General features: G+C 70.4%; 13 protein-coding genes. 5 read left to right on the top strand and 8 right to left on the bottom strand.

The window, feature by feature from the left end; translation table 11 throughout:
• Window positions 1–33 precede the first annotated feature (33 nt).
• Complete coding sequence (gene eccB / locus ACQP06_RS04910) at window positions 34–1521, top strand: type VII secretion protein EccB (RefSeq protein WP_433670764.1); 1488 nt, start codon at window positions 34–36, stop codon at window positions 1519–1521.
• 2 nt (window positions 1522–1523) lie between these two features.
• Here the strand turns inward: eccB and mycP are convergent, their stop codons facing one another.
• Together mycP and eccD are read right to left on the bottom strand one after the other, a co-directional pair.
• Entirely contained in the window at window positions 1524–2870 is a 1347-nt protein-coding gene (gene mycP / locus ACQP06_RS04915; RefSeq protein ID WP_433670766.1) for a type VII secretion-associated serine protease mycosin, read from the bottom strand.
• A gap of 93 nt (window positions 2871–2963) precedes the next feature.
• The gene (gene eccD, locus ACQP06_RS04920; RefSeq protein ID WP_433670768.1) at window positions 2964–4424 is read right to left on the bottom strand and encodes a type VII secretion integral membrane protein EccD; all 1461 of its coding nucleotides are present in this window, start codon (window positions 4422–4424) and stop codon (window positions 2964–2966) included.
• A 69-nt stretch (window positions 4425–4493) separates the two neighbouring features.
• On the opposite strand from eccD, the gene eccCa reads away from it, so the two are divergent.
• Entirely contained in the window at window positions 4494–8525 is a 4032-nt protein-coding gene (eccCa, locus tag ACQP06_RS04925) for a type VII secretion protein EccCa (RefSeq protein ID WP_433670769.1), read from the top strand.
• 61 nt (window positions 8526–8586) lie between these two features.
• On the opposite strand, the gene ACQP06_RS04930 is transcribed toward eccCa, so the two are convergent.
• From ACQP06_RS04930 to ACQP06_RS04950, 5 genes are all read right to left on the bottom strand, one after another.
• Entirely contained in the window at window positions 8587–8889 is a 303-nt protein-coding gene (locus ACQP06_RS04930; RefSeq protein WP_433670771.1) for a WXG100 family type VII secretion target, read from the bottom strand.
• Window positions 8890–8939: 50 nt separating this feature from the next.
• On the bottom strand, window positions 8940–9269 hold the full coding sequence (locus ACQP06_RS04935; RefSeq protein WP_433670773.1) for a WXG100 family type VII secretion target: 330 nt from the start codon (window positions 9267–9269) through the stop codon (window positions 8940–8942).
• A gap of 104 nt (window positions 9270–9373) precedes the next feature.
• Window positions 9374–10582 (bottom strand): DUF7373 family lipoprotein, encoded by a 1209-nt coding sequence (locus ACQP06_RS04940; protein ID WP_433670775.1) that lies wholly within the window; start codon window positions 10580–10582, stop codon window positions 9374–9376.
• Between the two features lie 34 nt (window positions 10583–10616).
• The gene (locus ACQP06_RS04945) at window positions 10617–11843 is read right to left on the bottom strand and encodes a DUF7373 family lipoprotein (RefSeq protein WP_433670776.1); all 1227 of its coding nucleotides are present in this window, start codon (window positions 11841–11843) and stop codon (window positions 10617–10619) included.
• A gap of 37 nt (window positions 11844–11880) precedes the next feature.
• The gene (locus ACQP06_RS04950) at window positions 11881–13458 is read right to left on the bottom strand and encodes a serine/threonine-protein kinase (RefSeq protein ID WP_433670778.1); all 1578 of its coding nucleotides are present in this window, start codon (window positions 13456–13458) and stop codon (window positions 11881–11883) included.
• A gap of 142 nt (window positions 13459–13600) precedes the next feature.
• On the opposite strand from ACQP06_RS04950, the gene ACQP06_RS04955 reads away from it, so the two are divergent.
• The gene (locus ACQP06_RS04955) at window positions 13601–14950 is read left to right on the top strand and encodes an FHA domain-containing protein (protein ID WP_433670780.1); all 1350 of its coding nucleotides are present in this window, start codon (window positions 13601–13603) and stop codon (window positions 14948–14950) included.
• Window positions 14951–14971: 21 nt separating this feature from the next.
• Here ACQP06_RS04955 and ACQP06_RS04960 read toward each other — a convergent pair whose 3' ends face one another.
• Complete coding sequence (locus ACQP06_RS04960; RefSeq protein WP_433673238.1) at window positions 14972–16390, bottom strand: metallopeptidase; 1419 nt, start codon at window positions 16388–16390, stop codon at window positions 14972–14974.
• Window positions 16391–16559: 169 nt separating this feature from the next.
• On the opposite strand from ACQP06_RS04960, the gene ACQP06_RS04965 reads away from it, so the two are divergent.
• Together ACQP06_RS04965 and ACQP06_RS04970 are read left to right on the top strand one after the other, a co-directional pair.
• Window positions 16560–19250, top strand: coding sequence for an ATP-binding cassette domain-containing protein (locus ACQP06_RS04965; protein ID WP_433670782.1), 2691 nt, complete (start codon window positions 16560–16562; stop codon window positions 19248–19250).
• Between the two features lie 79 nt (window positions 19251–19329).
• Entirely contained in the window at window positions 19330–21816 is a 2487-nt protein-coding gene (locus ACQP06_RS04970; RefSeq protein ID WP_433670784.1) for a hypothetical protein, read from the top strand.
• Window positions 21817–21914: the final 98 nt, after the last annotated feature.

Here is a 21914-nt window from a genome sequence, read left to right on the forward strand (position 1 = left end):
TCCGGTGAAAGCACACGACCCCACGGGATTTGGATGCCTTCGAAACCCACGACCCGATGGCAGGTGAGCGGCTACCGCTTCCTGGTCCGTCGCATGGAGCACGCCCTGGTCCGCCGGGATGTGCGAATGCTGCACGATCCCATGCGCTCCCAGTCCCGCGCCTTCCTCGCCGGACTGATCCTCGCGAGTGTCGCGCTGGCGGGTTGCGGAGTATTGGCTCTGCTGCGGCCGCAGGACAGGATCGGGTCCACCAAGATCCTCATCGGCAAGGACAGCGGCGCGGTCTACGTGGTGCTCGACGATGTGGTGCACCCGGCGCTGAACCTGGCCTCGGCCCGGCTGGCGGCGGGTGATGCGGTCAAACCGGCCACCGTCGACGAATCCGAACTGGCGAAGAAGCCACGCGGCCAGCTGCTCGGCATTCCGGGCGCGCCGACCTCCCTGGGGTTCACCGGAGGCGACGGCCGCGCCTGGACGGTGTGCGACGTGCTGTCGAACGACGGCAGCCGTACCCTCACCAGTTCGGTGCTGGTCGGCGAATTGGCGTTGGCGGACAAGGCTTCCGCGCTGGAGCCGGGGCGGGCGCTGCTGGTGCGGGGGCGCGATCACGCGTATCTGGTCTACGACGATCAGCGCGCCCGGATCGATCTCGACGAGCGCGCGGTGGTCGACGCGCTGGACCTGCGCGGGCAGACGCCGCGGCCGATCAGTGCGGGGCTGCTCGACGCCATTCCGGAGGTGCCGCCGCTGGTTCCGCCGCTGATCGAGAATGCCGGGGCCGCACCGGGGTACGCGCTCGGCGACCACCGCATCGGCGATGTGGTGCAGGTGCGGACCGACGGCAAGTACTACGTGGTGCTGGCCGACGGGCTACAGCCGGTGTCGGCGCTGACCGCCGACATCATTCGCAATACCTACCGCTCCAGCGTCGCCGACGCCTTCATCGCGCAGGCCGATCGCACGGGAGCGCCGGTCTCCTCGGAGCTGCGGGTGTCGACGTATCCGGCGCAGGCCCCGACCCTGGTGGACGGCAAGGACCAGCCGGTCGACTGCCTGTCCTGGCGGCCGGTCGGTTCCGCCGATACCTCCGACGGCAGCAGGCGCGCCGAAGTGTCCGTGCTCACCGGGCATGCCGTCCCGATCCCCGACCGCGCCCGGCCGGTGCCGCTGGCGCAGGCCGACGGCACCGGGCCGAATGTGGACAGCTTCCATATGCAGCCGGGGGCGGGCGCGTACGTGCGGTCCACCGGGATCGAGCCGGACAGCCAGCGCCGGGACAGCCTGTTCTTCGTGTCCGACTACGGGGTTCGGTTCGGCATCCGGAATCTGGACGCCGCCAAGGCCCTGGGGATGGATCCGGCGAAGGTGCGGCCCGAGCCCGTGCCGTGGCCGATCCTCGGGCTGCTCGCGCCCGGGCCCGCCCTCAGCCGGGAGGGTGCGATGGTCGCCCACGACGGCGTCGCGCCCGACCCGAATCCGGCCGAGGAGCCGGTGAAAACGCGAGGGCCCAGCGCGAACTGACGTCAGCTGTCGCGGTTGCCGAACCTGCGGCGCAGCGGGAACGAGGCGAGGAATCCCAGAACCAGTAGTAGCGCCACCACTCCACTGCCGATCAACGCCACATCGCGTGCCGTGTTGTCCGGCGCCGGAGCAGGTTCGGGCAATGGGAGCTGCTGATCCCGTGCGTCGGCGGGGTGCTTGGGCCGGAGTTCCTTGCGTACCTCGGCGGTCAGCGCGGCCACGGGATCGACCGTGCCGTAACCGATGTACGGATTCCAGCCCTCACCGGGGGCGTGCGCCGTGGCCTCGATCCGTTCGATCACCTCGTCGGCCCGCATGTCCGGGTACCGCGCCCGCACCAGCGCGGCGACACCCGCGACCTGCGGTGCGGCGAAACTCGTTCCGCTGTAGGGCAGCACCTGCCCCTGATTGGTCACCTTCGCGGTGGTGAGCCCGGTATCGCGGGGATCGAGCGAGACGATGTTCTCGCCCGGCGCGGCCACACCCACCCACGGACCCGGGACGGTGAACTTCGACGGCTGACCGAAGGCGTCCACCGAGCCCACCGACAACACGTAGGCGTCCCACCACGCCGGGACCACGTAGGACGTGACGTGCTCCCACGGATCGCGGTCGGGGTGCACCGGATCCGGGCCGGGATTGCTCGCCTTGCAGGTGTCGGTATTGCCCGCCGAGGTCACGATGACAACGTCCTTCTGGACCGCCGCGTACTGCACGGCCGCGCCCAGCGCGCCCATCTCGGCGCTCGCCGGTTCGGCGGTGGGGCAGGCGACCAGGGAGATATTGATGACCCGCGCGCCCGCGTCGGCCGCCCGCCGCACGGCCGAGGCCAGCGCGGAGATCTTGCCGTAGCCGTCGGGCATATCGTCCGGACCCTTCTCCCGGCCCGCGCTCTTGGCCTGGTAGAGCGCGCTGGTCTGGCGGATGGTCATGACGCGGGCCTCCGGCGCGACCCCGGAGAAGCCCTGCCCGCCCACCTGGGTGGCCGCGATCAGGCCCGCCACGATGGTGCCGTGGGCGTCGCAGTCCTCGGTACCGTCGCCACCCGTGGCCACGTAATCGCCCTCGGGGATGAGTCCGGGCAGCCGGGGGTGCGGGGACACGCCGGTGTCGATGACCGCCACCAATTGTCCTGCGCCACGGGTGAATTGCCATGCCCGGGGCAGATCCAGGGTGCGCTGGGTGGCCGGGACGGTCGGTCCGTCACCGCCCGCCTGGGTGCTGAAGCAGGGGGAGTTGGCGGGATGCTCGGTCTGCGTCGGCGGGGTGGCCGGGCCGCCCGGGGGTAGCAGGCCCGCGTCGATGGGCGGCGGCCGGTCGGCGTATGCGACGCCCGGTTCCGAGCCCAATCCGAACGACACCCCCAGCGCGAGTGCCGAAGCCGCCGTTGCGAATCGGAAGGTTCTGGTGCTCAGCGCTCTACCTTGCATGGCCGACCGCTGTCACAGTCCGCGCACGAGGGCGTAGAGGCCGGTCACCCAGAAGGCCAGCGGCACAACGGCCGCCACGAAGCCGTACTCCAGCAACTCGACCGCACGGAGTACGGGCGGGGTCGCCTGCTGCCGCGGCACCAGGAAGCCCAGCACCAGCGCGGCCGCGAAAAGCGCGAGCGCCACGCCGAATACGGTGAGCGGCTGCCGCTGGGTGAGGGCCGCACCGATCAGTTCCAGCAGCACGACGGCCGCGCCGCCGGTGATGAGAACCACGGCCTGTTCCGCGCCCGCGTAGGTGCGGCTGCGGAACATCAGGACCGCCGCGCACACCAGGGCCAGAGCCAGGCCGGGCCAGAACGGCCGGGCGGCAGCCGGATCCACACTCGCCACCGCCCCGGCCACGACCACGAAGGTGGTGGCGGTGACGAGACCGGCCAGATAGTCGCGCGCCCGTTCGGATTTCGCGCGCAGCGCCTCCAGGGTAGGCAGGGCGCGGTGGTCGTCGGGATCGTCCTCGGTGGGATCGATGGGGGTGCCAGGCGCGGGCACCGGCGGCAGCGGCAACCGGGCCAGCAGCATGGAGAGCCTTGGGGCCAGCGACAATCCGGCCAGGCCGACCGCCGCGACACCGCCGCCGATGGCATGCGGCGGAAGATCGATGAGCAGGCCGACCAGGGTGGCCGGGATGGCGAAGACGGCCAGTGTCGCGGCGCCGATGAACAATCCGGGCCCGACGCCCGTCACCCGCCAGGTCAGCAGGGCGGTCGCACCCGCCAGCACCGAACCGAGAAGCGCGTTGGCCCAGCCGTAGTGGTCGGGGACGAACAGCAGGCCGGCGGTGAACGCGGTCGGCAGCGCGCAGCCGCCCAGTACCAGGGCGCTCGTGCGGTCGCGGTACATGCGGGCGAGCACGGTGCTCGCGGTGACCAGCAGCAGGGTGACGGCGGTGGCCACGGTGGCGGTGATCCAGGCCGGAATGGCGTCGGAGGCGGCCAGCAGGCCGAAGCATCCGGTGAGCATGATGGCGACCGCCAGGACCGCGCCGGTCAGCCGGGCGGTCCGCGGCGACCAGCCGCGGAAGTGGTCGGCGTCGGCGATGGCGACGTTGTGCATGATGTCGTCGAAAAGCGGTGCGGGCGCGCTGTGTTCGGCGCTCTCCAGCATGAGCAGTTCGCCGTCGCGCACGCCCTGTTCGCCCAGGCTCAGGGAATTGGAGAAGGGCGGCTGCCCGACGCGAGCCAGCACCCAGTCGTGCGGCTCGATCTGCTCGCCGTCGAGGTCGAAGTCGTTGGCGCGGTTGTGCAGATCGACCATGTCGACCACGCTCGGAATGATCAGGGCCACCGGCACATCGACGGGAATGGCCATGTCGACCTGAGTGTGCTTGGCCAGAATGGTGACTCGCGCCAGATCCGGCGCGCGCACGGTGCCGCGGAAGTCCTCGAGGTGATCCGTCCGCGAGTGCGTCACGCCCGCACTGTACGGCATGATGGTTGCCGTCCGTACACTGACGGCCCGAACACCGGGGGAATTTCCGCGATGAGCACCGTACGGTTCCACCGCCGCCCGCGCCGGGAGATGCCGCGTTCGCCCGGCGGCGAAGTCACGCTGCAGCCGCCGCCGGAGATCCCGAGAGCGGTGCCCGCGAACCTCTTCGCGAAACTGATGCCGGTGGTGATGGGCGTCGGCATGCTCGGCATGGTGGTGCTGCTGTTCACCTCCGGCGGCGGTGCCGCGTCCAATCCGATGAGCCTCATGTTCCCGATGATGATGGTGTTCTCCATGGTCGGGATGTATGCGGGGCAGGGCGGCAAGGGGCAGAAGGCGGCCGAGGCCGACGAGGACCGCAAGGACTATCTGCGCTATCTCGATCAGGTGCGGCGGGATGTGGAGGTGACGGCCGGGCAGCAGCGGGCGGCCGTCGAATGGAGTCATCCCGAGCCCGGGCTGATCTGGATGCTGGCCGGGACCGCGCGGATGTGGGAGCGCCGGCCGGGGGGCAGGGACTTCTGTCACGCCCGTATCGGGCTCGGTAGCCAGAGACTTGCTACGAGACTGGTCGCCCCGGAAACTGGGCCCATCGAAGAGCTCGAACCCATCGCCGCGGTCTCGCTGCGGCGCTTCGTGCGCACCCACGCCACCGTCCCCGACCTGCCGACCGCCCTCGCCGTGAAGGGCTTCGCCGCCGTCCAGCTCACCGGCGACCGCGCCCAGGCCCGCGATATGACCCGGGCCATGCTGCTGCAACTGGCCATGTTCCAAGGCCCTGACCAGGTGCTGATCGCCGTGGTCTGCGGACCCGACACGGTCCGGGAATGGGAATGGACCAAATGGTTGCCGCACAGCCAGCATCCCGAATCCCAGGACGGGGTGGGCAGCGGGCGCATGGTCTACGGGTCCATTCGTGAGGCCCATGCCGATCTGAATCCGCTGCTGCACAATCGGGTTCGGTACTCCCGCAACCAGCCCGCAGACCCCGGGCTCGCCCAGATCGTGCTGGTGGTCGACGGCGGACTGCTCGAGGCCGAGGAAGATCCGCTGCGCGAGAACGGGTTCGAGGGCGTCACCGTCGTCGACCTGTGCGGCTACGCGGCCCGGCTGGCTGCCACCCGAGGCATCCAGATGGTGGTGGAGAACGGTGAATGTGCCGGGCGCGGACCCTCCGGGGTGATGGAGCGCTTCGCCGTCATCGACCGGATCACCGCGCGCGAGGCCGAACAGGCGGCCCGGCGGCTTGCGCCCTACCGTGCCCCGGCCCCGCGCGTCGCCGAGACCGGCGGTGACGACGGCGAGGCGATCTCCAGCTGGGCGCACCTGCTGGGGCTCGGCGATCTCGGAACGTTCACTTCCGAGACCGCATGGCGGCCGCGGTACGGCCGCGAACGACTGCGGGTGCCGTTCGGCATCGGGGCCGACGGGCAGCCGGTGGTGCTCGACATCAAGGAGGCGGCCGAGGGCGGCATGGGTCCGCACGGGCTGTGCATCGGCGCGACCGGCTCCGGTAAGTCGGAATTCCTTCGCACGCTGGTGCTCTCGCTCATCGCCACGCACTCGCCCGATCAGCTCAACTTCGTGCTGGTGGACTTCAAGGGCGGCGCGACCTTCCTCGGGCTGGAAGGGGTGGCCCATGTCGCGGCCATCATCACCAATCTGGAAGAGGAAGCCGACCTCGTCGACCGCATGCGCGACGCGCTCGCCGGGGAGCTGAACCGCCGCCAGGAACTACTGCGCGCGGCCGGGAACTTCGCGAATGTCTCGGAGTACGAGCGGGCCCGGGCGGCGGGAGCCGACCTCGACCCCGTGCCCGCGTTGTTCGTGGTGCTCGACGAGTTCTCCGAACTGCTGTCACAGCACCCGGATTTCGCCGACCTGTTCACCATGATCGGCCGCCTCGGGCGCTCGTTGCACGTGCACCTGCTGCTGGCCTCGCAGCGGCTCGAGGAGGGTCGGCTCAAGGGGCTGGAGAGCCACCTGTCCTACCGGATCGGCCTCAAGACGTTCTCCGCCAATGAATCCCGGCAGGTGTTGGGGGTGCCCGACGCCTACAACCTGCCCGGCAATCCCGGCGGCGGCTACCTGAAAGCCGATGCCGGGGAGATCCAGCGGTTCCAGTCCGCCTATGTCTCCGGGCCGTACACCGGTGGCGCGGTGCGGCGCGAGGCCGGGACGGTGACCCGCTCCGGCGAGGTCGACGTGGCCGCGCGACCGTTCAGCGCGGCACACGTGGAATTCCGTGCCGCCGACCGGATTCCGCTGCCGGAGTGGCCGGAACCGGTGAGCGCGCCCGCCGAATCGGACCAGATCTCCAACCTCCAGATGCTGGTGTCGCGGGTGCGCGGGCACGGGCGGCCCGCCCACGAGATCTGGCTGCCGCCGCTCGGCGACGCGCCCACCCTGGATCGGCTGCTGCCGCGGTCCGTCCTCACCGGCGACTGGAACCCGCTGGCGGCGCTGCGCGCCCCGATCGGCATCGTCGACCGGCCCTACGATCAGCGCCGCGATCCCATGGTGGTGGACCTGTCCGGATCGCGCGGCAACGCTGCCGTGGTCGGCGGCCCGCAGTCGGGCAAGTCGACCGCGCTGCGGGCGCTGGTGATGGCGATGTCGTTGACGCACACCGCCGAACAGGTCCAGTTCTATCTGCTCGACTTCGGCGGCGGCACCATGGTCGGCCTGGACGGGCTGCCGCACGTGGGCGCGGTGGCCAGCCGGATGGAGGCGGATCAGGTGCGGCGCACCGTGGCCGAGATGATGGGCATCATGCGCCGCCGCGAGGCCGGCTTCCGGCGGCTGGGCGTGGAATCCATGGCCGAGTTCCGGCGGCTGCGCGCCACCGGGCCGGACGCCGGCGAGGCCGCGGCGGGCGTGTCGGAGGACCCGTTCGGGGACGTGTTCCTGGTGATCGACGGGTACGGCGCGTTCCGGCAGGAATTCGAACTGCTCGACCAGACCGTCATGAACCTTGCCGCGCAGGGGCTTTCGTACGGTGTGCACATCGTCGTGTCGCTCAACCGCTGGGCCGAGGCACGGCCCGCGCTCAAGGATCAGATCGGCACGCGCGTCGAACTGCGGCTCGGCGACCCGATGGACTCGGACCTCGGGCGCAAGTTCGCGGCGCTGGTGCCGATGGGGCGTCCGGGGCGCGGCATGACCGCCGACGGGCTGCACATGCTGACCGCGCTCTCTCGGGTGGACGGCGACCCGGACCCGGCATCGCTGGGAACCGGAGTGGCGCAGGCCGTTTCGGTCATCGCGCAGCTGACTCCGGGGCGATCCGCGCCCGCGGTGCGCATGCTGCCCGAGCGGTTGCCGCGCGCGGACCTGCTGCGAGCGGCGGGAGACTGGCCCGCGACCGTGGACCGCTCCCGGCCGTGCCTCAGCTTCCCGCTCGGCATCGACGAGGCGCAGCTGGCCCCCGTGTTCCTGGATCTCGCGACGAGCCAGCACTTCGTGATCATCGGCGACTCCGAATGCGGCAAGACCACCGTGCTGAGGTCACTGACGCAGTCCATCTGCGCGGCCAACACCACCGATCAGGCGCGCATCATCATGGGCGACTACCGGCGCACCATGCTCGGCACCGTCCCGCAGGGCTACCTCGCCGGGTACGGCACCACCGCGCCGCAGTTCACCCGGAACATGGCCGACCTGGCCGCCTACGTCACCCAGCGCATGCCCGGACCCGACGTGACCCCACAGCAGCTCAAGGACCGATCCTGGTGGCAGGGCCCGGAACTGTACGTCATCGTCGACGACTACGACCTGGTCGCCAATGCCAGCGGAAACCCGTTGCACGCCTTGGTCGACCACCTCGCGCACGCCCGCGATCTCGGCTTCCACCTGATCCTGGCCCGCCGCTCCGGCGGTGCGGGCCGGGCCATGTACGAGGCCACCCTCAACCGCCTCAAGGAACTCAACTCCGCGTCCCTCATCATGAGCTGCGGCCGCGACGAGGGCGTCCTCTTCGGCAACACCCGCCCCGTCCTCATGCCCCCAGGCCGCGGCACCTACGGCACCCGCGCGGGCGAGGGCCTCATCCAAACCGACTGGCTGCCACTCGCGGAGCCGTGATCACGGAGAGCGGGCCCGGGCGCACTGCCCGGGCCCGCTCTCCGGAAAGTGTTGTGAATTCTCAGAAGAGGCCCGCGAGGGCGGTGTCCTTGGCCTGGAGTTCGGCATTGCCGGTGCGGACCAGGGTGGCCGCGCCGTTCAAGGTGGTGTTGAGCTGGAGGACGTGCTGGTTCCACAGGCGCTGGAGGTCGGCGAACGCGTCGTTGGCGTCACCCTTCCAGTTGTTCCGCACGAACTCCTCCACGGTGCGGTGGAAGGCCTCGAGCTGGTCGCGGATGGCCTCCGCGCGGCGGAGGATCGAATTCGCGCCGTCGGCGACGCCCTCGAAATGGGCGGAGATGATCTGGCCGTCGACTGCTGTCATGGTGAACTCCTTTGCCAATTGTCCGGAAAGAACGAGGGGTGGCCGAGTGGCTAGACAGCCGGGAGGTCGAGGCTCGTGATCTGGGCGTTGACCTTGGATTCGTAATCCTTGTCGTGCTCTTCGTAATTCGAGCCGACCTTGATCAGTGTCTCGGCGGTGTGCATGAGCTTGTCGTTGAGCTTGTCGGCCTGGAAGTAGTAGCGCCGCATGAACGCGTTGAACGCGTCGGCCGCGCCGCCCCGCCAATTCGAGCCGGCGACCATATTGTCCTCGTCGCGCTTCAGATCGGCGATGGAGTGCATGAGCATGTCGTGGGTCTTCTGGAACTCCTGGGCCTTGGCCTGGATGAGCTCATTACTGGCTTCGAATGCACCGGCCACGGTGCCTCCTTCCGATTCGCGGGGCGGACGACCTCTTGGTGATTGGACGTCGGTCACGCCCCGCCGGTTCCACCCCGTGCGCAGCTGTGCGCAGCGCACCGCTGCTACCAGGTGCTGTTCGCGAACAATGCGTATTGGGCGGCGGCCCGCTGATGGGCGTCGGAGATCTGATCGGAGTCCACCACGGCGGTGTACTGGCGATAGCTGACCGTGCACCGGAAGCGTTTGGCGCGGGTGAGACTGGAGGCCGGAGCGTCGGCGGATTGTCCGCACTTCCCGTCCGGGAATCCGGCCGGTGCGTCCGCGACGCCCGAATAGCCGTGTTCGAGAACGGCGGTGGCGAGTTGTTTCGCGGCTTGCGCGTCCCGGGTGCGGAAGAGCATGGCCGGACCGTCGTAGCTCGCGCCCGCGATCGAGTAACGATCGATTCCGGTGTCGGTGACGACCCGCCGCCAATACGCCTGATCGGCGACCCGATGCAGGAAGCCGCGCGGCTCGGCCACGGCCAGCGTCTGGAAATCGGGGAGGAAACTGTCGCCGGGATTGAGGGTGCGGCGCAGCATGTGGTCCGCGTCGAACGGCAGGCGCAGCACGCCCTCCGGAGTCAACGGCGGCAAGGAATCCAGGAGCGGCACTTGCGCGTCGAGGACCTTCGTGGCGAGCGCGGTCAGCTTCGGCAGCTCCGGATCCGGCACACCGACATAGGCGTTCACGACGTAATTGCCGTGCGCGATCGTCGATCCGATGCTGGCGACGCCGGGCCGCCAATGCGTGTGGGCGTCGGGATATTTCGGCAGCGCGACCCGTTCGTTGACGTCCGGGGCCACCGCGAAGTCGGCCTCGTCCAACTCGGTGGCGGCCTTGGCGGCGGTCGCCGCGTCGCGGAACTGGAGGACGGTGACCGTGGTGAAGGAACTGCCCTCCACGGTCTTGCCGGACTTGTCGGGCTGTTTGTCGGTGTGGCCCACCGAGAGCCCGAACATCATCTTGTTCGCGTCGAGCACCGGCGCGGTGACGTCGGCCAGCACCCGGGTGGCGGTCTCGGTACTGATCATCGATACCGCGCCGGTGCCGAAGGTGAAGGCCGGGTCGATGTCGGCGCCGTTCACCACGTGGTCGGCCAGGCGTTGCGTCGCCAGCTCGATCGCCAGCCGCATGCGCGGGTTGTACTCGTAGCGCAGGTCCATCGGCAGGGTCGAGTACTTGCCGACATCCAGTGTGCGGATATCGATTTCACCCGGGGTCGCCGTGCCGGTGACGGCCGAACCGCAGCCCGCCACCGCCGCCGCGGTGATCGCGAGCAGAGCGGTCATTCGAAAACGCGAGATCATTCCCGTCCCCTCCCGATCACTTTTCCGCATTGACGAACAGGGCGTACTGCGCCGAGATCCGTTGCTGCGCATCGAGCAACTGACTCGCCGCCACCTCCCCGGCGAAGCGGCCGTGGGTGACGTAGCAGTAGTAGGCGATCGAGAAGCGCTGCGGCCCGGTGTACTTGCGGCACTGGGCATTCGGCAGGTTCGCGGGGGAGTCGGCGGGCCGGAAGGTGCGCGAGGTGCGGGCGCGCTCGGCCACGATGTCCGCGGCCCCGGCGGCGTCGCGGGCGCGGAAGACGTAGCCGCCGTTGAACGCCACCCGGTCCACGCCCGCCTTCTCGAACAGCGCGGCGTTGTCGTCGCCGGGGAAGATCTGGAGCCCGCCGTGCCGGTCGTAGACGCCGGGGATGCCGCGCTCGGACTGATCGTCGACGACCGTGCGCAGCGTCCGCCCGAGCACGCCGTCCAGGTCGACGGGCTGCTCGGTCAGCTGATCCGGCGCGACGGCCGGGAACTTCGCCAGCGCGCCCGGGATCACGTCGAGGCCGAGCTGGACCCGCGCCAGCAGCGCGGCCGAGTCGCTGATCTTGGTCTCCGCCATCACGTCGTCCCACACGTAGCCGAAGATGACGAATCTGCCGGTGGCGTACCAGGATCGGACGGTGGCGTTGAAGTCGTAGGACTTGTCCAGGTAGACGAACGCGTCCGGGTACTTGTCCAGCCGCAGGCGCTCGCTCGGGGCGGCGTCGAAATCGGCCTGGCCCAGCGCCTGCGCGGCCGCCTTCGCCGCCGCGTCGTCGGTGAAGATCAGCACGGTGTTCGCGAACTCGTACGACAGGCCCACCGATCGGTCGGAATTGCCGGTGGTGACGTAGCCGGACAGGAAGCCCGGCGCGGCGGCCCGCAGGTCGGCGGCCTTGGCATTGGTGCGGATCTTCATGGCGCTGGAACCGAAATCGATGAACGGGCGGATCGCGCCGTTCACCGCGGCCGCGGGATATTTGACCGCCGGGTTGATCTCCGAGGGCAGCGGCAGGTAGTTGGCCAGCCGCTCGGCCTGCACGGCGCGGCCGAGTTCCTTGCTCTCGGCCTTGTCGTACTTCTTGGGCTGGGTGATCAGGTTCCCGGTATCGAGCTTGGCCAGGTCGATGACGGGCTCGGCGGGGGCGGTGGGCCCCGGATCCGAGCCGCAGGCGGCGGTCATCACCACCGTGACGGCGAAAGCCGCGGACATGGCTGCGCGCACGCGCTGGCGCATGGGTTCCCCTCCCCAGAGCTGACTGACGCGCAAAACCCTACTTGATCCGGTTGTGCAGGACCGGTACCAGTTTGGTGAGCAGGGCCGGACCGGATTCGGGGGTCCAACTGCGGATCGCCGCGACCGCGGACGCGTCGTCGACCGGCACCACGATGGCGCGGGAGCTGGTGATCTCGCTGGGCAGGCCGAGCAGGCCGCCGCCGCCCGCCTTCGCGTCGCTGCGGACCGCGATGACGTACGAGTTGTCGGTCACCTTCAACGAGCCCCACCCGGAGGAGGGGCGCGGGGAGGTCTCCCCGGCCTCGGGCTGGTACTGGGCGTTGTAGACGAAGCCCAGGCTCTCCAGGTATTTCGCCTGATCACTGCCGGTCAGGTAGATGCTGTACTTGGTGTTGTAGTCGTCGCCGGTCACGTCGACGAGGGTGACGGACTTGCCCTGGAACGCGGGATTGTCCTTGCGCGCCTGGTCCACCGAGTTCGGGACCGTGTTCGCGGCCGGGGCCGCGCCGGCGGAAGTCGTCGCGGCGGAACCGGTCTCGCTGCCGCCGCTGGCGACGATGCCGATGCCGACGGCCACCGCGGCCGCCACCGTCGCCGCACCGATACCCAGGTAGATCCGGGTCCGATTGCGCGGCGGCCGCACCAGCTCCAGCTCGGTGGGCTCGGACGCGGACACCGGTATGCCACTCTGGGTCGCACCGCCCGGGAGCATGCCCGGCGGCGCGATCTGGATCGGATAGGTCGGAGAAGTATTGGTGGACACCGGGTTGTAGCCCGGCACCAGCGCGGCCGTGGCGGCTTCGGTGAACTCGCGGCAGGAATTGAAACGCTCGGCTGGGTTCTTCGCCATCGCCCGTGCGAAGACCTGATCCAGCGCGGCGGGCAGATGCGGGTCGACATCGGTGGCGCGCGGCGGCGGCTCGTGCAGGTGGCCCATCATGACCAGCGCCGGTTGCGTTGCGGGATACGGGTTCCGGCCGGTCAGCAACTTGAAGAAGGAGCAGCCCAGGCTGTAGATGTCGGCGCGGTGGTCCAGCGGCAGCCCGGATAGCTGCTCCGGCGGCGCGTAGGCGATGGTGGCGACGAAGCTGCCGGTCTGGGTGAGCTCGGTGGTGTCCTCGGTGGACTTGGCGACCCCGAAGTCGGCCAGCAGGGCGCGCTCGTCCTCACCGGCGGCGGTGGAGAGCAGGAAGTTGGCGGGCTTCACGTCGCGGTGCAGCAGGCCGCGCCGGTGCGCGTAGTCCAGGCCGCGGCCGATCTGGGTGACGATGGACAGCGCCCGCAGCGGCGGGATGGCGGTCGGATCGCGCTTGAGCTCGGCCGAGGCGTCGGTGCCCTCGACATACTGCATGGCGATCCACAGCTGCCCGCTCTCCTCGCCGCGATTGTGCACGGCGACGATGTTCGGGTGGTCCAGGCCCGCAACCACATTGGCTTCGCGTTCGAAGCGGCCGCGGAACTCCTCGTTGCTGGTCAGCTCGGCGGAGAGCACCTTCAACGCGTCCATGCGCGGCAGCTCCGGATGCTTGCCCAGATACACGGTCCCCATGCCGCCCGAACCCAGCACGCGAATGATCCGATAGCCGCCGACGATGGTGCCAGGACTCATCGCCATCGCATCGTCTCCTGGATCCTCGCCGGACGCAGCGGCTCCCCCCGCTGCTCTCCGCGACTGTAGCCGGTGCCGGACGGGCACGTAACCTGGTGGCTGTGCTGAAGGATCCCTGTCGCGTGCTTCCCGGGGGCCGGTTCCCGTGATGGATCGGCAGGTCGAGGTGGTCGCGGGCGGCCATGCGCTGAGCCGGGTGGCGGGAGCGGTGATCCTGGTCGCGCATCGGGAGCGGGGCGCGATCACGCCCGAATCGCGGGCCGTGACGGCGGTGCGGGCGCTCGGGGATCTGGTCGCCGACGCCACCGATCTGGTCCCGGACGGGCCGGGCCGGCAGATCGCGCGGCAGGCCACCCGCTGGCTGATGAAGGAGGCCGAGCGGATATCGCCCGGGCAGCCCATCGAATTCGGCATCCTGTCCACCGCCGACACCGGCGGACTGGCCATCTTCCTGCACGGATCGGTGACGGCCGTGCTGGCCGGAACCGCGGTCGAGTACTACCGCGGCAGCGACGCCGCCTTCACCGTGGACCGGGTCGCCGCGCCGCCCGCGCGGGCCGCGGCCCTGTTCATCGACGAACCGCGGCGGCGGGCGCCGGAACTGCCCGAGCGCGGAATCGGCTCGCTCGTGGAGGGACTCGCGCCCGCGGCGGGCGCGGTGGTGTGGTTCGAGGGCGAACCGGTGGTGTCACGCACCCCGGCGCGTCCGGCGGGGGCCCGGCACCGGGCCGCGGAACCGCCGCCGCCCACGGCCGCCTTCGACGCCGAACGCGATCCCGAACCCGAACCGCCGCCGGTGGACCCGGACCTGATCCCGACCCGCACCTCCAATCGGATTCCCGCGAACCTGGATCCCGCCCCGGCGGACCCGGTCACCGAGGGCATTCCGGCGACGCCGGATCTGCACCACGCGCCCACCGAGATGGGCGGCGCGAGCGAGCTGAGCGGCACCAACCCCGCGCCCAAACCCGATCCGGACCTGCAGCGACGGCTCGAGGCCACCGCCAAGGCGACCGCGCTCACCGCGAAGGTGCTCGGATTCAAATGCGCGCGTGCGCATCCCAGCGATCCGCGGGCCGCCTTCTGCACCGTGTGCGGCATGCCGGTGGATCAGACCCAGCACGTGTCCGAGGTGATCCGGCCGCCGCTGGGCATGCTGGTGCTCGATGACGGCATGACCTTCATGCTGGCGGCCGACGCCGTGGTGGGCCGCGATCCCGAACTGTCCGAACCGGCCCGCGCGGGCCTGCTGCCGCTGCGCATCGACGACAGCTCCGGCGGCATGTCCCGGGCGCACGCCGAGATCCGGCTGGTGAACTGGGATGTCACCATCGTCGACCGCGGCTCCACCAACGGCACCCGGGTGCGCCCGCCCGGATATCGCGATTGGGTTCGGCTGCAACCGAATCAGCCGTTCACCCTGGTGCCGGGCGCGGAGATCATGCTGGGCAACCGGGTGCTGCGGTTGGAGCCGGTCGCGCCGCCGCCATTCGGGTAGGACGCGAGAACTCCCGCGCCCCTAGGTGTATCGGGAGTAGCAGATCTCCTGATTGGCGCCGAGCACGCCCGCGCGGAAGGCGTCCACCCGGGAGAAGCCGCTGGGCACCGTCTTGCCGTCGGTGTCGCTGGCGGCCAGGCCGTCGGTGAGCAGGCCGGAGACCGCCTCGTCCAGATCGCCCGCGGACAGTGAGATGCCCCCGGACGCCTTGCGGCTCGGGTCCGCCAGTTTCCCGGAGATCACCCCGGACAGGCAGGCCGCGCGCAGGCCGGTCTTCGCGCCCTTCAAGGGCAGTCCGGCGGCGTGCTGCACGGCGAGGGTGTAGCGGGAGATGAAGACGATGTACGCGGTGAAGTCGCCGGTCACATTGGCGGGCAAGGCGTCCTGGTCGTCGGCATTGGAGACGCCGCGGTCGTGCAGCGCGGGCACATCGGTGCCGATCCGATTGGTGGCCGGGCAGTAGGTGACCGGCACGGTGTCGGCGCCGTTGCGGCAGTTCAGCTTCGCGGTGTCGTAGCCGTATTCGGGCTCGGCGCGCACCGGCATGATGGTCGCCATCGCCTTGGCCAGCTCCTGCAAGCTGGACTGGGTCACCTCGGACTGGCCGTGATTGGCGTCGTTGCCGAGGGTCTGCGGCAGATCGCCGCGGCGGCGGTCGATCTCGTTCTGGTCGATGGCCTTACAGCCCTTGGCCCCGTCGGTGAAGCCGATCTGCACGGCCGTCACCCGCTCGAACGCCGAACCGTGCACGCTCTGCGGATCGTCGGGATCGGCGTCGCGGAAGGCGACGGTCGCGGCCAGCACCGCGTTCAAACCGTCGGAGGTGTTGATCGTGAAGTGCGGGGCCTTGCCCTCGGCCACATTCCGGATGAACGCGCCCGCGAAGCAATCCGCCTGCTGCTCCTTGACGATGGTCGGGGTGCGGCGGCCGACCAGTTTGGCCATCTCCTGAATGGCGTGCCCGTACTCGTGGGCGAGCACCATGACCACCGACATCTTCCCGAACTCGTCGGCCACCGCGGGCAGCAGCACCCCGCGATCCCAGCCCACCGAACCGTCCAGCCGGCAGTAGGCGGCGTTCACGAGCCGGTAGCTGGTCTCGCCGCAGAACTGCCCGGCCTGCGAGCGCGGCGTCTTGGCGTTCCAGGAGATGAAATGGTCCACCGGCGTGAAGGCGCCGCCGAACTCGCGCGGAAACTCGCCCTGCCAATAGGTCTGGATGTCGTCGAGCGCGTTGAGCACCAGCTTGTCGATGCTGCCGCCGTCGGAGTTCTCCGCGGTCAGCGTCGAATCCGGGGCCCCGGAGCGGGGGCCGCTGGGACCGCCGGTGGTAGGCAGACCGGCCACCTTGAACGGGTCGTCGTAGATCGATACGGCCCGGCCGTGAATATTTCGTGTACATCCGGACAAGAGCGCGACCGCCACGAGCACTACGCCCAGCGTCACGAATACACGGCGAATCCCCGTGGACCGGCGCGTGCGCACCGCCTCCCCCCGGCCTCTCCCCACCTGTTCTCCCTCGCCAACCGATGCCGATCGTGTCCCGGAATCGGACGGACGGCCGAGAAGCGCGACGCCGGACTCCGGGGGCTTCAATTATCATCCCACCATGTCTTCACCGGGGGCGCAGCAGATCACCGTGCGTCATGATGGAACCGAACGGGTCTTCGACGCGACTCAACAGATCACGATGGGCCGGGCGCCGGAGGTGACGCTGTTCGTCGACAGTCCACTGGTCTCCCGCGTGCACGCGATCCTCAGCTACGAGGCCGGATCGTGGATGCTCAGCGACAACGGCAGCACCAACGGCGTTTTCGTGGACGCCCGCCGGCTGACCACGCCGCTGGTGATCAACCGGCCCACCCAGGTGCGGCTCGGCGACGCCATCAGCGGCCCGCTGCTGCATCTGCTGCCGCAGCCCGCGCGCGGCGGCGGTGGCGCGCCGCAACCGCAACCGCAGCAGCGGCCCGCGCCGCAGAACCGGCCGCCGTCCCGGCCGCAGCCGCAGGTGCCGCAGGTCGGGCAGCCGCAGCAGGCGCAGCAGCCGTTCGCGCAGCGCCCGCCGGTGCAGCAGCGACCGCAGCAGGCCTGGCAGCCTCCGAACGTGGCCCAGCCCAACCAGAATCAGTGGAATCCGAACCGGCCGGTCTCGGGTCCGCAGCATCAGCAGCCGAATCCGGTGCCGCAGCGGCCGACTCCGCCCGTCGGCAACGCGGCCACGCCGAATGTGGTGCGCCCGCCGGTCAACCAGCCGCCGCAGGGCGGCGATCCCATCAACATGACCACCAAGGCGGACACCTCGGCGCTGCCGCCGATCCGCGCGCGGGCCTCCACCGCGGCCATCGCGCGCGCCGACCGGATCCCGCGCAACGGTCTGCACATCGGTCGCACCAGCGACAACGAGATCGTGGTCAACGATCCGATGGCCTCGCGCAAGCACGCGCGCCTGGTGCCCGACCGCGAGGGCCTCGCCATCGAGGACCTCAACTCCGCCAACGGCACCTTCGTCAACGGCCGCCGCGAACAGCGCGCGCTGCTGCGCGAACGCGACATCGTCACCATCGGTAACGTCGACTTCGTCGTGCAGGAAGGCACGCTCGTGCACCGGCAGCGGCCGGTCGCCGAACAGGGCCTGCACGTGCACGGCGTCTCGTTCACCGTCGAGGGCAACAAGCAGCTGCTCGTGGACGTGAACATGCAGGCCGGACGCGGATCGCTGACCGCGCTCATCGGGCCCTCCGGCGCGGGCAAGTCCACGCTGTCGAAACTCATTGCGGGAACCACGCTTCCGTCCGCGGGCGTGGTCACCTTCGAGGGCCGCAACCTGCACGCCGAATACGAGGCGCTGCGCTCCCGCATCGGCATGGTGCCGCAGGACGATGTGCTGCACCGGCAGCTCACCGTCAAGCAGGCGCTCAACTTCGCCGCCCAGCTGCGACTGCCCCCGGACACCAGCAAGGCCGACCGCAAGCAGGTGATCGCCGATGTGCTGAAGGAGCTTTCGCTCACCCAGCACGCCGACACCCGCGTGGACCGGCTCTCCGGCGGCCAGCGCAAGCGCGCCTCGGTGGCCATGGAGCTGCTCACCGGCCCCTCGCTGCTCATCCTCGACGAGCCCACCTCCGGCTTGGACCCGGCGCTGGACCGCCAGGTCATGACCATGCTGCGGGAACTGGCCGACGCCGGGCGCACCGTCATCGTGGTCACCCACTCGGTGGCCTGCCTGGACATGTGCGACCAGGTGCTGCTGCTCGCGCCCGGCGGCAAGACCGCCTTCTGCGGGCACCCGGGCACCGTCGGGCACGTCATGGGCACCAGCGACTGGGCCGAGATCTTCGGCCGCGTCGACGCCGACCCGGACCTGGCCTTCGCGAATTTCCGCTCCCGCCAGGCCTTCGCGGAACCGCCCGCGCCGGTCAAACCGGTGGAGCGGGCCAAGGCGCCGAAATCCAGTGCCGTCAAACAGTTCTCGACCCTGGCGCGGAGACAGTCGCGGCTCATCTTCGCCGACCGCGGGTATCTGGCGTTCCTGTGCGTGCTCCCGTTCGTGCTCGGCGCGCTGTCGCTGGTGGTCAAGGGCTCGAGCGGATTCAAATCCGTCGGGTTCACCCAGCTGCCCAACGGCGACTTCGTACCCGCCAGCAATGGCGAGGCGCAACAGCTACTCGTGGTGCTGATCCTCGGCGCCTGCTTCATGGGCGCCACGCTCACCGTGCGTGACCTGGTCGGGGAACGGCCCATCTACCACCGGGAACGCGCGGTCGGATTGCGTTCGGGCGCATACCTGATGTCGAAGATCGTGATCTTCAGTCTGGCGGCGCTGCTGCAGTCCGCGGTGATGATCGGGATCGTGCTGGCGTTCAAGCCCGCGCCCGGGACCGGGCTGGTGTTGTCCTCGGGCACGCTCGAGCTGTATCTCGACGTCGCGCTGACCGCGGTGTCGTGTGTGGTGCTCGGCCTGGTGCTGTCCTCGCTGGCCAAGTCCAACGAGCAGGTGATGCCGCTGCTGGTGGTCGTCATCATGGCGCAGCTGGTGCTGTCCAGCGGCATGATCTCGGTGGCCGGCCAGACCGTGCTGGAGCAGCTGTCGTGGCTGTTCCCGTCGCGCTGGGGCTACGGCGCGGGAGCGTCGACGATCAACCTGCCCTCGATGTCGTCCATGCCGGAGGCGCAGAAGGACTTCCTGTGGAAGCACACCGTCGGGACCTGGGCCATGGACATCGGCGTCCTCGTCGGGATCACCGTGCTGCTGTCGCTGTTCACCTGGTCGCGTCTGCGCTTGAAGAAGCTGTCGGCGTGAGCGGGACCACACCCTGGCCTGGGTGCGAAGTAGTGATTCGGTCGCGCGCTCAACGTTGCGAGCAGGCAGACTGATGACTGTGACAGCGCGAGTTGGGGCAGTGCATCTCGGCTGGGACGTGGTGTCGGTGGCCGCCGGTGGCGGCGGTTCGCCCATCCGCCCGGTCCAGGTAGAGGGCTCGTACACCCCTCCCGCCTACCTGTTGGCGGACTCGTCCGGCCGGTTGCACACCGCGGGCGTGGATCGGCGGCCCGACGTCGGCATCGCCATCTCCGACGTCCGCGACATCATCGGGCACCCGCAGATCGTGGTGGCCGGGGCGACCTGGCCGGCCGAACTGGTGTTCCGGGCGCGCATGCACAACCCGCTGGCCTCGGTCATCGAGCACCTCGGGACGACGCCGGACGTGCTCGCGCTGCCCTTCCCCGACGAATGGCCCGACCCCCAGGTCGACGAGTTCGTGCGGCTGGTGGAACAGCTCGGCGTGCCCGCCGAACCGCTGCCCGAATCGGTGGCGCTGTCGGGGTACGTGCGCGCGCTCGGACTGGTGCGGTCACCCGGCCGCGGGCCCGCCGTCGGCGCGGTCGGCGTGTATTCCGACGGGCGTGAATGCCTGGTGGTCGCGGTTCACGGCAATGACGACCAGCCCACCGAATCGGTCAGCGTCGCCATCACCGCCGAGGCGCTGCACGAGGCGCACGCCGCCGACAATGTGGTCATCGAGGTGATGGCCGCGGCGCGGGCCATCAATGCCGACACCTCCACGGTGTTGCTCACGGGCAATGTCTGTTTCAACGACGCGCTGCGGTTGGCGTTCCAGAACCACCTGGGCCATCGGTTCCAGGTGGCCGATCATCCGATGCACGCGCTCGTGCTCGGCGCGACCCACCTGCTGGTCGCCGACAGTGAGGGCGACCCCGCCTACGACCGGCCTCCCGCCGCGGATTCTCGGTCGGCCGGGGCGGAAGCGCGTCCGGTCGATCAGGGGCCGCGCCACGTCACCGGGGGCGGCGCCGTGGGGCAGCCGTTGCAACGCCAGCCCGAACCGCTGGCGCATCAGCCGGAATTGGTTCCCCGGCACATGGATTCACCGCCCGAGCCGGCCACGCAGCGACCCGGTACCGGCCCGCAGCCGGTGACCGAGATCGCGGCGGACGCGGGTTCCGGGCAGGGCGCGCAGCCCGCGGCGGATCCCTCCGCCGCGGGCGTGACCCGGCGCATCACCGCGCAGGAGGCCGCCCAGGGCGGCGCGACCGGCAACACCGGGCCCGGCGGGATCACCCAGCGGGTGACGGCCGAGGAACTCGCCCGGCTCTCCGCGCAGGCCGCGGGCGGCTCTGCCGGTGGCGATGCGGCGCAAGGGGTTACGTGGGGCCAGGACGGCCCGTCCACCGGTTCGCAGCCGGTGATCGGCGGCCGTGGCACGCTGCCGCCGGGGCTGGAAGGTGTCGGCGGCCGGTTCATGCGGCCGCCCGGTTCCCCGGCGGACGATCAGATGACGACGGTCCTGGGTGAGGGCGGGGCCCGGCAGGGCTACGCCCCCGAGGGCGGCCACGGGCCGGGTTCCGCGGGTGCGCAACAGGGTTCGGCCGGGAGCTACGGCGCCGGCGGACAGGGGCCGCAGGGCGGTGCCCAGGGTCCGCACGGCGGCCAGGGTTCACACGGTGGCCAGGGCACGCAGGGCGGTTACGGTCAGGGCCAGGGTGGCGCTTTCGGGCCGGGCGGTCCGACCACCGGCGGCTATCCGCAGCAGGGCGGCTCGGCGGGTCAATTCGGGCCCGGCACAGGCGGTCCGGGCTCGGCGGGCGGCTACGGCGCGGGCTACGGTTCGGCGAACGCTCCGGGCTCGGAGGGTTCGGCGCAGGGCGGTTACGGTCCCGTCGGCGCGCAGCCGGGCCAGGGCGGGCAGTACGGCGGCCAGCAGGGCGCTGCCGGGCAGTACGGCCAGGGTGGATACGGCTCGGGCGGTTACGGCGGCCAGGGTGGCTACGGCGGCGGCGGTTACCCGGCGGGTCCCTATGGGGCCGAGGGGGATACGTCCGGTTCGGGTCGCGGGAGTTTTGCTGGATCCGGCGGAAACGCTCCTGGTCAGCCCGGCGGGATGTACGGTGGGTCGATGTCGTCGGGGGTGCGTGGGTCGAATCCGCAAACGCCGGAAGATACCGCTGGGCAGTCGGATTCGGACACGGGATCCGACTCCGAGGGTGATCGCAAGCAGCGCAAGGGCAAGCTGTGGAACAAGATGCGCAAGCCGTTCGGCGCGCCCATCATCGTCGGCGCCGCGGCCCTGTCGCTCCTGGGCGCGCACTCGGATCAGCGCCAGGAACCCACGGCCGGATCCCCGGCGCCCGTCGGCGGGATGACCCGGGCCACCGATATCGAGCTGTCCCCGGTCGGTGAGAGCTGCGCGGTGACCCCGTTCGTCTCGGGGCTGCCCGGCTCCGGCGTCGCCACCATCGGCGACCCGCACAAGACGGACTGCGTGCGGTCCGGCATCGACACGCTCCGCTACACGCTGCCCGGCCCGGTGCGCGGGATCGACCCCGGCCCGCCGTTGCACATCTGACCGCCGGCCGGCGCATCCGCCGGTGGCGGGGCGCATCGGGCCGGTGGCAGAGGCGCCGGGGACCGATTCGAGGGTCCGCGGACCCCGCTGGTATGGTT

This window comes from Nocardia sp. CA-136227 (assembly GCF_050955695.1).
GTDB lineage: Bacteria > Actinomycetota > Actinomycetes > Mycobacteriales > Mycobacteriaceae > Nocardia.

Coding starts and splice junctions, on each gene's coding strand:
- ACQP06_RS04950 (WP_433670778.1), bottom strand. CDS start 13,458: ATGGCGATGAGTCCTGGCACCATCGTCGGCGGCTATCGGATCATTCGC.
- ACQP06_RS04940 (WP_433670775.1), bottom strand. CDS start 10,582: ATGACCGCTCTGCTCGCGATCACCGCGGCGGCGGTGGCGGGCTGCGGT.
- ACQP06_RS04945 (WP_433670776.1), bottom strand. CDS start 11,843: ATGCGCCAGCGCGTGCGCGCAGCCATGTCCGCGGCTTTCGCCGTCACG.
- eccCa (WP_433670769.1), top strand. CDS start 4,494: ATGAGCACCGTACGGTTCCACCGCCGCCCGCGCCGGGAGATGCCGCGT.
- eccB (WP_433670764.1), top strand. CDS start 34: ATGCCTTCGAAACCCACGACCCGATGGCAGGTGAGCGGCTACCGCTTC.
- ACQP06_RS04965 (WP_433670782.1), top strand. CDS start 16,560: ATGTCTTCACCGGGGGCGCAGCAGATCACCGTGCGTCATGATGGAACC.
- ACQP06_RS04930 (WP_433670771.1), bottom strand. CDS start 8,889: ATGACAGCAGTCGACGGCCAGATCATCTCCGCCCATTTCGAGGGCGTC.
- ACQP06_RS04955 (WP_433670780.1), top strand. CDS start 13,601: ATGGATCGGCAGGTCGAGGTGGTCGCGGGCGGCCATGCGCTGAGCCGG.